The following is an 11,365-nucleotide window of genomic DNA, read 5'->3' as shown; positions in this document are numbered from 1 at the left end:
TCTCAAGAAATCAGTTTTTCCAGATCATCGAGGGATAGACGTTTGAGGGCCTCCAGTGATTTAGCCAATTCATCCTGAACGGGCGACATTTCGACGCGCAGCGCTTCGATCCGCGCGCAGAAATCCTTGAGCGTGTCGGTTTCGAACAGCGCCTTGAGCGGCACCTTGTCGCCCAGACGTTCCTGCACCCGGGTCACCACCAGCGTCGCCAGTAACGAATGGCCGCCGAGCTGGAAGAAGTTGTCCGCCAGCCCTACCCGCTCGACTTCCAGCACTTGCTGCCAGATCGTCGCGACCTCCCACTGCAAGTCGCTTTGCGGTGCCTGGTATTGCTCCTGCGTCGGGCTCTCGCCCAACGCCATCAGCGCCTTGCGATCGAGCTTGCCGTTGGGCGTCAGCGGGATCGCGTCGATCAGGTGCAGATGCCCCGGCACCATGTGCGCCGGCAAGCGACTGGCCAAGGCATTGCGTACCCGCTCGGTCAGCGTCGACCGCTCGCTGTCCGGCGCGGCGACGAGGTAGGCATGCAGGTGTTTGCCAGCGGCGCCGTCCTGCGCCAGTACCACCGCTTCGCCGATATCGTCGAGTTCCAGCAGGCGCGCTTCGATCTCGCTGAGTTCGATGCGGAAGCCGCGAATCTTCACCTGATGGTCGGCGCGACCGATGTACTCGATGTTGCCATCGTCGCCCTGGCGCACCAGATCGCCGGTGCGGTACAGGCGCTCGCCATTGCTCGCGTAAGGATTCGGCACAAAGCGTTCGGCGGTCAGCGCGGCGCGGCGCAGATAGCCGCGCGTCACCCCGGCACCCGCCAGATACAGCTCGGCCGCCACGCCCTCGGGCAGCGCCTGCAACTGACTGTCGAGCAGGTAGACCACGGTGTTGTCCAGCGGCCGGCCAATGTTCGCCCGGCCCTGCGGTGTGCGCAGGGTGAAGGTCGAATAAGTGGTGTCCTCCGACGGCCCGTAGAGGTCGTAGACCTGCTGCACCTGAGTGCTGGCGTAGAGGCTGTCGACCAGACTCTGCTTGAGCGGCTCGCCGGCCAGATTGATGGTGCCGACCGAAGTCGGGATCTGCCCGGCCCGTTGCAACGCGGCAATCGCCGACGGCACGCTGTTGATCAGCGTGACCTGATCGCGCGCCGGCAAATCCGCCAGCGCCAGAGCGTTGTCGGCCAGCACCAGGCAGCCACCGCAGGCCAGCGTGACGAAGATTTCCCACACCGACAGGTCGAAGCAGATCGAAGTCGAAGCCAGCACACCGCGTAATTGCTCTTCGCGATAGACCCCCGCCGACCATTGAATCAGCGCCGACAGATTGCCGTGGCTGATGGCTACGCCTTTCGGTTTGCCGGTGGAGCCGGAGGTGTAGATCACGTACGCCAGATTTTCAGCCGCGAGGTTAACCAGCGGCGCAGTGGCCGGGCATTCGCTGGCGACGTTCTCGTCCACCAGCAGCACCTGCGCACTCAAGGTTTCGGGCAGCATCGCCAATGCCGCTGGCTCAGTGAGCAGCACCGCCGCGCGGCTGTCGTCGAGCATGTGCAGCAAGCGTTCCTGCGGGTAATCCGGATCGAGCGGCACGTAGGCGCCACCGGCCTTGAGGATCGCCAGCAAGCCGACCAGCATGTCCGGCGTGCGGCGCATGCACACGCCGACGCGCACTTCCGGCCCGACGCCCATGCCTTGCAGCTTGTGCGCCAGACGATTGGCTCGGGCATCGAGGTTTTGGTAAGCGATGGATTGCTCAGCGAACAGCACCGCGTTCGCCTGCGGTTGACGTTGCACTTGCGCGGCAATGTACGCCAGCACCGTGCGTTGATCCGGCGCGGTCGCGGGTGCCTTGCCCCACTCGATCGCTTGTTGCCGTTGTGGCTCGGCGAGCAGTTGCAGCGCCCCCAGCGGCTGCGTGGCGTCGGCGAGGAACTGCTCGAGCAGGCCTTGCAACTGCGCACTCAACGCATTGATCGCTTGAGCGTCGAAACTGGCCTGATCGTAACTCACGCCCAGACTCAGCTCGCGGCCGGTGACCGCCACCAGCGTCAGCGGATAGTTGGTCTGCTCCTGCCGGCGGATTGCCGAGAACTTCAGGCTCGTCTCAGGGCCCTGCGCCAAGGCCTCGGCCATCGGGTAGTTTTCGAACACCAGAATGCTGTCGAACAACGCCCCGGCGCCCATACCGGCCCAGCGTTGAATGTCATACAGCGGCGTGTGTTCGTGCTCGCGCAAGGCCAGGTTGAGGTCTTGCACCTGTTGCAGCCATTGGCTGACGCCGATCTCCGGCGATGGCGCCGCTACCACCGGCAAGGTGTTGATGAACAGACCGATCTGCTGCTCGACACCCGGCAAATCCGTCGGCCGCCCGGCGACAGTCGCGCCGAACGCCACGTGATCCTGGCCGGTGTAGCGCTGCAACAGCAGCAGCCACGCCGCTTGTACCAGCGTGTTGAGGGTGACTTTCTGCTCGCGGGCGAAGCGGTTCAGTTCCGCGGTCAGCGGTTCGCTGAACACATGCTGGTGATCGGCATAGCCGCTGGCCGCGAGCCTGACCGGCATGGCACTGGCCAGTCGCGTCGGCTCTTCGAGATCCGCCAGCGCCGTGCTCCAGAACTGCCGACTGGCTTGCGGATCGCGCTGGCCGAGCCATTCGATGTAATCGCGATAACGCCCCTGCCCTGTGCTCGGCACGATGCCGGCGTAACGTTGCAGCACTTCGCCGAACAACTGCGAAGTGCTCCAGCCGTCCATGAGGATGTGATGGCAGGTGTAGATCAGGTGATGAGTGTGCTCATCGATGCGCACCAACGTCACGCGCAACAGCGGTGCGTCGAGCAGATCGAAACCGTTGTGCAGATCTTCAGCGGCGAGATGATCAAGCGCGGCATCCAGGCCAGCGCGACCGCGCCAGTCCTGCACCTGCCACGGCATCTGCACACGGCTGCGGACCACCTGCACCGGCGCGGCGGCATCCTGCGGCCAGACGAACGCCGTACGCAGAATATCGTGGGCTTCGAGGGTCTGCTGCCAGGCCTGGTGGAAGCGCTCGGCGTCGAGCTGCTCGACGTCGACGCGCAGCTGATTGGTGTAAGCCGGACTGTCCGGCTCGTTGCGGCTGTGGAACAGAATGCCTTGCTGCATCGGCGACAGCGGGTACAGATCGACGATGTCACGCGGCGCCATCGGCAGCGCCGACAGCTGCGCCTGGGTCAGGTTGGCGAGGTTGAAATCCGAGGGTGTCACGCCACCTGCGCCGCTCGCGCAGCAATGTTCGATCAGGCGTCGCAGTTCGCGGCGATAGGCCTCGGCCAGCGCCTCGATGGTCTCGGCGCGGTACATGCCGGTGCCGAAGGTCCAGGTCAGTTCCAGCTCACCGCCGAGAACCTGTCCGTCGACGCTCAGCCAATTGCCCAGCGGTGCCTGTCCATCCTGATTGGCGCCAGTGCCGTCGCTGCTTGGCAAGAACAACGCGCCTTGCTCGGCGCTGAACGCGCCGTCGAACTGACCGAGGTAATTGAAGGTCACCCGTGGTTGCGCCAGCGTCTGCAACTCGGCAGCACGCGTGAGGTAACGCAGCACGCCATAACCGATGCCTTTGCCCGGCACGGCGCGCAGTTGCTCCTTGATCGCACACAGCGATGCAGCGGGATTGGCCTGCGGGGTCAGGCGCACCGGGAACAGGCTGCTGAACCAGCCGACCGTGCGGCTCAGGTCGATGTCGTCGAACAGGTCTTCACGACCATGGCCTTCGAGCTGGATCAACACCGAAGGCTGCTCGCTCCAGTCACACAACACCCGCGCCAATGCGGTCAGTAACAGGTCGTTGATTTGCGTGCGGTAGGCCGCCGGGGCGACTTTCAGCAGTTTGTCGGTCAATGTCTGGCTCAGGCGCGTACTGGCGCGGGCAGCCTGGGCGCGGGTCTGGCTGTCCTCGGCGAAATCCCGTGGCAGTGCCGCGTCAGCCGCCGCCAGGGTCTGGCGCCAATAAGCGCTTTCGGCCGCCAACGTTTCGCTCTGTGCATAACGATGCAACTGCTCGGCCCAGTTGTGCAGCGAACTGCTCTGGCCCGGCAACACCGGCGCCGTCCCCGCCGCCAATGCCTGGTAAGCCTGCTGCAAGTCCTCAAGCAGAATGCGCCACGACACGCCGTCGACCACCAGATGATGGATCACCAGCAACAAGCGCTGCTCGGCGTTCGGCAGGTTGACCAGCACCGCGCGCAGCAACTGCCCGCGCTGCAGGTCCAGGCTGCGCTGCGCTGCGTCGGCCACGACGGGCAAGGCATCGAGGTTGTCCAGCTCGCGAACCCAGAGCAATTCGGCATCACCCTGCGGCTGCGGCAGTGCCTGCCAGTGATCGCCCGACTGCACAAAGCTCAAGGCCAGCGCTTCGTGCTGTTCGACCAACGTCGCCAGCGCCTTGCGAAAATGCACGGCGTCCAGCGCCAGGGTCGGTTGCAGCATTACCGACTGGTTCCAATGCTGGCGCTGGGCAATCGGCGTCTCGAAGAAACGCACCTGAATCGGTAGCAACGGCAACGGCCCGCGAGCCACTGGTGCGGCGACGGCAGCCGGTTTGGCTTCGATCAGTCTGGCCACGGCAGCCAGTTGGCCGATGGTCTGTTTTTCGAACAACTGCTTGGGGCTGAGCTTGATGCCCTGGCGCTTGGCCCGGGCGATGATCTGCAAGCTGAGGATCGAGTCGCCGCCCAGTTCGAAGAAGTTATCGCTGCTGCCGACCCTTTCGAGCTTGAGCACCTCGGCCCAGATCGCGGCGAGTTTCTCCTCGATCTCACCGACCGGCGCGACGAACTGCTGGCTGACCACCCCGGGCACTGGCAACGCACGCTTGTCGAGCTTGCCGTTGGCGGTCAGCGGCAGCTTTTCCAGCAACACTAACTGCGCCGGCACCAGGTAATCCGGCAGCCGCGCCTGCAATTGCTCGCGCAGATCCTGCGCCTGCACCTTCGCGCCCACTGCCGGCACGCACCATGCCAGCAGTTGCAGGCGCGCCGGATCGTCATCCAGTGGCAGCGCGAGCACGGCGGCTTCGCTGACGTCATCGAGGCTGAGCAACACCCGCGCGACTTCCGCAGGCTCCACACGGTAGCCGCGAACTTTGACCTGATCGTCGGCACGACCGATGAACTCAAGCGCCTGCTCGCGATTGCGCCGGACCCGGTCGCCGCTGCGGTAGACCCGCGCGCCCGCTGCGCCGAACGGGTCGGGCAGGAAGCGTTCGGCGGTCAGCGCCGGCTGATTCAGGTAACCAAGGGCAACGCTGTCGCCGCCGATGTACAGCTCACCGGCGACCTGATCGGCTACCGGGTTGAGCACATCGTCGAGCACATAGACATGGGCACCGGCCAACGCCGTGCCGATAGGAACACTGCGCGCCTGCGCGGGGAGTTCTTCGACCTCATGGGTCAGCACACCCACGGTGGTTTCGCTAGGGCCATAGTGATTGATCAGGCGACAGCCCGGTTTAAGTTGCTGCACACGCTCGACCAGTGCCGGCGAACAGGCTTCGCCGCCGACGATCAGTGCGTGTTCCGGCAGCACATCGGCAGGCTTGGCCGCCTGCAACAGCGCGGCGAGATGCCCGGGGACGATTTTCAACATGCCAACGCGATGGCGGGCCATGTATTCGGCAAAACGATCCGGGTCGAAGCCGAGTTCTTCTGGCAGCACATGTAGCAAACGACCGGAGCACAACGCGCCGAACAGCACGGTGAAGCCAAGGTCGGCGGCGATGGTCGAGACCAGCGCCATGCTCGCCTCCGGCGCAGGAGCCAGACGTTCGAGTACGCCGCGCACGTAACTGCCCAGCGCGCCGTGGCTGACCAGCACGCCCTTGGGTTGCCCGGTGGAACCGGAGGTGTGAATCACGTAGGCCGGCGACTGCGCATACAGCGTCAACTCAGGCGCGGATGCCGGCAGTGACTGCCATTGCCCCTGTGCAAATTCCAGACCCTGACAGCCCTCAGCCGCCAATTCGCTGAGCCGTGCGTCGCCTTCAGCACCGATCAGCGCCCGCGCCTGCGCAGCGCCGAGCATCTGTTGCAGGCGCGCGCTTGGCGCCTTGACGTCGAGCGGCATGTACACCGCGCCAGCCTTGAAAATCGCCAGCAGGCAAGTCAGCCAGTCCAGCGAACGCTCCAGCAGCACCGCCACCGGTTCGCCGACACTGACGCCCTGCGCACGCAAATAATGGGCGAGACGGTTGGCTTGTTCATCCAGCGCCTGGAAAGTCACCGTTTGCTTGAGATCCCGAGCGGCCAGCGCCAGCGGCTGCCGGGCCACTTCACGCGCCCAGTGTTGCAACACCGTCAACGCCGGTTCGCGTTGGCTGGCAAGCGCAGCAGGCCGTGGCGTCGCTACCGTGTGGAGCGGCGCCTGCGGCGAGTTGAGCAACTGTGTAAACAGGTCCAGCAACATCGGCACAAAACCGGCGACCGTTTCCGCCCGATAGAGATCGCTGGCGTAGGTCATCTGGCCGTGGATCAGCGCGCCGTCGTCGGTGATATCCAAGGCCAGATCGAAGTGCGTGCCGTCCTTGGCCAGCGGGTATTCGCCGACAGTCAGGCCGGGCAAGGCCATCGAGCGTTGTTTCTGCATGCCGACGTTCTGGTTGAACTTGGCCTGGAACAGCGGGTTGTGGCCCAGGGTGCGTTCGGCGACCAATTCGTCGACGAGTTGCTCGAACGGCAACTCCTGATGTGCCTGTGCGCCGAACGCCGCTTCACGCACCTGCGCGAGCAAATCGGCGAAACTGCCGCGCTCATCGACCTGGCAACGCAGCACCTGGGTGTTGACGAAGAAACCGATCAGTCCCTCGACTTCGGCGCGGCCACGGTTGGCATTCGGCACGCCGACACGAATGTCGCGCTCGCCGGCCAGACGCGAAAGGAACAGCGAGAACCCGGCCAGCACCAGCATGAACAGGCTGATGCCCTGGCTGCGCGCGAAGACGTTGAGCTGTTGCGACAGGTCGGTGCCGAAATCAAAGCTCAGGGTCTGTCCTGCAAAGCTTTGCGTCAGCGGTCGGGCAAAGTCCGGCGCCACTTCCAGCAGCGGATGTTCGTCGCCCAATTGCTGACGCCAGTAGTCGAGCTGGCGTTCACCCTCGCCGGCCTCCAGCCAGCGCCGCTGCCAGATCGCATAGTCGGCGTATTGCAACGGCAGCGCCGGCAATTGCGGCTCGCGCTGCAGGCTGAACGCCTGATAGCACTGCACGAATTCCTTGACCATGACGTCCATCGACCAGCCATCGGAGACGATGTGATGCATGCTCACCACCAGCACGAACTCATCGTCGGCCAAAGCAAACAGGCTGGCGCGCAACAGCGGGCCGTGGCGCAGATCGAACGGTTGCGCGGTGACGTCTTGCACGTGTTGCGCGAGCAGTTCTTCGCGCTCTTGCGCGGCGGTGCCGGTCAGATCGAAGCGTTGCAGCGCAATACTTTGCTGCTCGAGGATCAGCTGATGCGCTTGATCGCCGTCGGTGTGAAACACCGTGCGCAACACTTCATGGCGCGCCAGCAGATGATCGAACGAGCGGCTCAGGGCTGACTCATTCAGCGAACCTTTGAGACGCAAGCCAGCGGCCATGTTGTACGCGGCGCTTTGCGGCTCCAGTTGCCAGAGAAACAGCAGGCGCTGCTGGGCGAACGACAGGGGAATCTGCCCGCAGTCGTGGCGGCTGACCGGCAACGGCAACAGGCTGAAGTCCTTGCCCTCCTCGCGCAGTTTGGCGAGAAACAGCCGACGCTGTTCCAGCGGCAAGCCGACGAACCTTTTTGCAATACGTTCCGCCATCGTGCCGCTCATACTTCTTCTCCTTGCAAAGCATTCATGAACTGATCCATGTCGGACCAGTCGTCGTCGCCGCTCACCTCGGCCAGTTGCCCGAGCACCTCGGCCAGATCCGCCAGCAGCGGGTTTTCGAACAGGCTGCGCAGTGGCAGCACCACGCCCATCTGCTCCTTGACCCGGGCAATCACCTGCGCGGCCAACAACGAATGACCACCCAGTTCAAAAAAGTGATCATCCAGGCCCACACGCGGCACGTGCAGCACCTCGGCCCAGACCTGCGCCAGACATTGTTCAGCCGGTGATTGCGGGGCGCGGTAATCGCCCTGCAACTGCGCAGGATCCGGCGCTGGCAAGGCCTTGCGGTCGAGCTTGCCACTCGGTGTCAGCGGCAGGTTCGCCAGCAACAGCAGATGCCCCGGCACCATGTAATCCGGCAGGCTGGCTTGCAGCGCGGCGCGGGTCTGCTGACGGAATGCCGCTTGCGTCGCCGCGCTGGCGAGCACCGCAGGTTCTGTCACAACGTAGGCGACCAGTTGCGCACCGCCGGCGAACGGCACCGCCAACACCACTGCTTCGCGAACGCCCGAACATTGCTGCAGGCGCGATTCGATCTCGCCCAGTTCGATGCGAAAGCCACGAATCTTCACTTGATGATCGACCCGGCCGACATACTCCAGCGCGCCATCGCCGCGCAGCCGTGCACGGTCGCCAGTGCGATACAGGCGCTGGCCGTCGGCAAACGGGTCGGCAATGAAACGCTCAGCGCTGAGGCTCGGCTGACGGTGATAACCGCGCGCCAGCCCCGGCCCACCGATGTACAACTCGCCCACCGCGCCTTGCGGCAGCAGGTTCAGATCATCGTCGAGCACGTACAGACGCCGCGCCGCCAGGCCCTTGCCGATCGGCATGCCGCGCCACGACACGTCCTGCGCGGTCAGCGCAGTGCAGTCATGAATCGTCGAGACCACCGTGGCCTCGGTCGGGCCGTAGGTATTGAGCAGGCGCACATGGCCGAGCCCGGCCTGTTGCCACAAGCGCAAACCGTCCACCGCCATGGCTTCACCGCCGACGTGAATCTGCCGCAGCGCGCCGAAATTTGCCGGGGGTTTCGCCGCATATTCCTGCACCAGCCAATACCAGTAGGCCGCTGGCAGATCAGCCAGGGTAATGCCCTGATCGATGATCACCTGATGCAGCGTCGCGCTGTCCCACAGCGGTGCATCGCGCATGACCACGCTGGCGCCATGGCACAGCGGCGGGAAAAACTGCTCGACGAAACCGTCGAAACTGCTGGTGGCGAATTGCAGAACCCGGTCGCCTTCGCGCAGATCGCTGTAATCGATGGCGCGGGCAATGAACTCGCTCAGCGCGCCATGACTGACCGCCACGCCTTTCGGCCGTCCGGTGGAGCCAGAGGTGTAGATCACGTAAGCGAGGTTGTCGGCTTCGACCGTGACCGGCAGGTTGTCGCTCTGCTCGCTGGCGGGCAACTGCTCCAGACACAGGCATTCGATGCCGTCGAGCGGCGGCAGGCTGGCGAGGCTTTGCTGGTCGCCGAGCAACAGTTGCAAACCACTGTCAGCGAGCACATGGCGCAAGCGTTCGGCCGGGGTCTGCGGATCCAGCGGCACGTAGGCGCCGCCGGCCTTGAGCACGGCCAACAGCGCCATCGCCAGTTCCAGCGAACGCCCCAGCGCAACACCGACCAGCACGTCCGGGCCGACACCCTGTGCGCGCAAATGGTGGGCCAGACGATTGCTGCGAGTGTTGAGTTCGTCGTAGCTGAATGCCGGCGCAGACGCTGTGGCCAACCGCACCGCCGGCGCTTGCGCAGTCCGTGCGACTTGCGCTTCGAACAGGCTTTGCACGCTAGTGAAACGAGGCGCTGGCGCGGTGGCCTGGATCAACCCGTGGCGTTCGCTGTCGGCGAGCATCGCCACTTCGCCGATCAACTGCTGCGGATCGCGGCACACCGACTGGAGAATGTTGCGCCAATGCCCGGCCAGCGCGGCGATGGTTGAAGCATCAAAAATATCCGTGGCGTAAGTGAAGGCAGCAAACAATTGCTCGCCCTCCTCGCGAGTGTCGAGCATCAGGTCACTGGTGGCCGCATGTTGCCGGCCGCTGCCGGCCAGTTGCTCCTCGCTCAAATAGCCCACGCGCAAACCCGAGGCCAGTTGCGCCTGGTGCAGATCGGTGACCAGCGGCTGGTGGTTGAACATCACTTGGAACAGCGGATTGTGGCTCTGGCTGCGCGCCGGTTGCAGGGCTTCGATCAGGGCGTCGAACGGCAGATCCTGATGGGCCTGGGCGCCGAGGGCGGCCTGGCGCAGGTTCTGCAGCAACTCGGTGAAGGGCGTTTGTGCGGTGACCACGCTGCGCAGAATCTGCGTGTTGACGAAGAAGCCGATCAACCCTTCGGTTTCACTGCGGGTGCGGTTGGCGATCAGCCCGCCGACACGAATATCGGTCTGGCCGCTGTAGCGATGCAACAGGGTCTTGAACGCTGCCAGCAACACCACGAACAAGGTTACGCCCTGACGCTGGGCAAGGTTTTTCAGCTCTTCGCGCAGGGGTGCGTCGATCACCGTTTCCAGGCGTGCGCCCTGATGACTGGACTGCGCCGGATAGGCGCGATCGGTGGGCAATTCCAGCACTGGATGTTCGTCGCCCAGTTGCGTGCGCCAGTAGTCCAATTGCCGCTCGCGCTCACCGGCCTCCAGCCAGCTGCGCTGCCACAGTGCGTAGTCGCGGTAATGCACGCTCAACGGCGCCAGCGTCGGATCACGCCCGGCGACCAACGCGTCGTAAGTGCGCATGAATTCGTCGATCAGAATGTTCATCGACCAGCCGTCGGCGATGATGTGATGCAGGGTCAGCAGCAGCACATGTTCCTGCTCGGCCAGGCGTAACAGACGCAGACTCAGCAGCGGGCCGTTCTGCAGGTCGAAGGCCTGGGTCGCCTCGGCCATCATGTGCTGCTGCGCCAGCGGCCAGCGCTGCGCTTCGGGCACCGTGCTCAGGTCAGTGACGGGCAGTTTTAGTGGCTTTGGTTCGGCCACACGCTGGAAGGCACACTCGCCGTCCTGGCCGAAGGTGGTGCGCAAACATTCGTGGCGCGCCGCCAGACGGCTGAAGGCCTGCTCCAGTGCCTCGACTTGCAACTCACCATCCAGACGCACCGCCATCGGCAGGTTGTAGGCGGCGCTGGTCGGCTCCAGCTGCCAGAGAAACCACATGCGCTGCTGCGCGTAAGACAGGCCGTCACGCTCGGCGATGCCGTCGCAGGCGGTCATGGGAAGCTGCGCAAAATCGATGCCTTCGCGGGCCATGCCGGCGAGGAACAGACGGCGTTTGTCCTGGGGCAATTCGATAAAGCGGCGGGCTAGTTTCTGTGCGTCTGCGGCATTCATGCGTGGAGTCCTTGCTGATCGGCGGCGTGACCTGGAGACCCGGTCGTATCAACAAGAACGAATGGCCCGCGCGATGATTTAGCGCGCCAGCGGCAATCACGGCCCGACGGTTCAAAGGCCAGACAGACAAATGCCGAAGCC

Annotated in this window: 2 protein-coding genes; both read right to left on the bottom strand. The window is 64.4% G+C overall.

From position 1 onward, the window contains the following. Nucleotides 1–2 precede the first annotated feature (2 nt). Nucleotides 3–7,826 (bottom strand): amino acid adenylation domain-containing protein, encoded by a 7,824-nt coding sequence (locus AC0Z5Z_RS11905; protein ID WP_485611132.1) that lies wholly within the window; start codon nucleotides 7,824–7,826, stop codon nucleotides 3–5. After that, complete coding sequence (locus AC0Z5Z_RS11900) at nucleotides 7,823–11,224, bottom strand: amino acid adenylation domain-containing protein (RefSeq protein WP_485611131.1); 3,402 nt, start codon at nucleotides 11,222–11,224, stop codon at nucleotides 7,823–7,825. Before AC0Z5Z_RS11900 ends, AC0Z5Z_RS11905 begins: the two co-directional genes overlap by 4 nt. Nucleotides 11,225–11,365 lie beyond the last annotated feature (141 nt).

It is taken from the genome of Pseudomonas sp. 1L-E-NC-VB-C3 (genome assembly GCF_057291535.1).
This window is presented reverse-complemented; position numbering and strand designations above follow the sequence as displayed.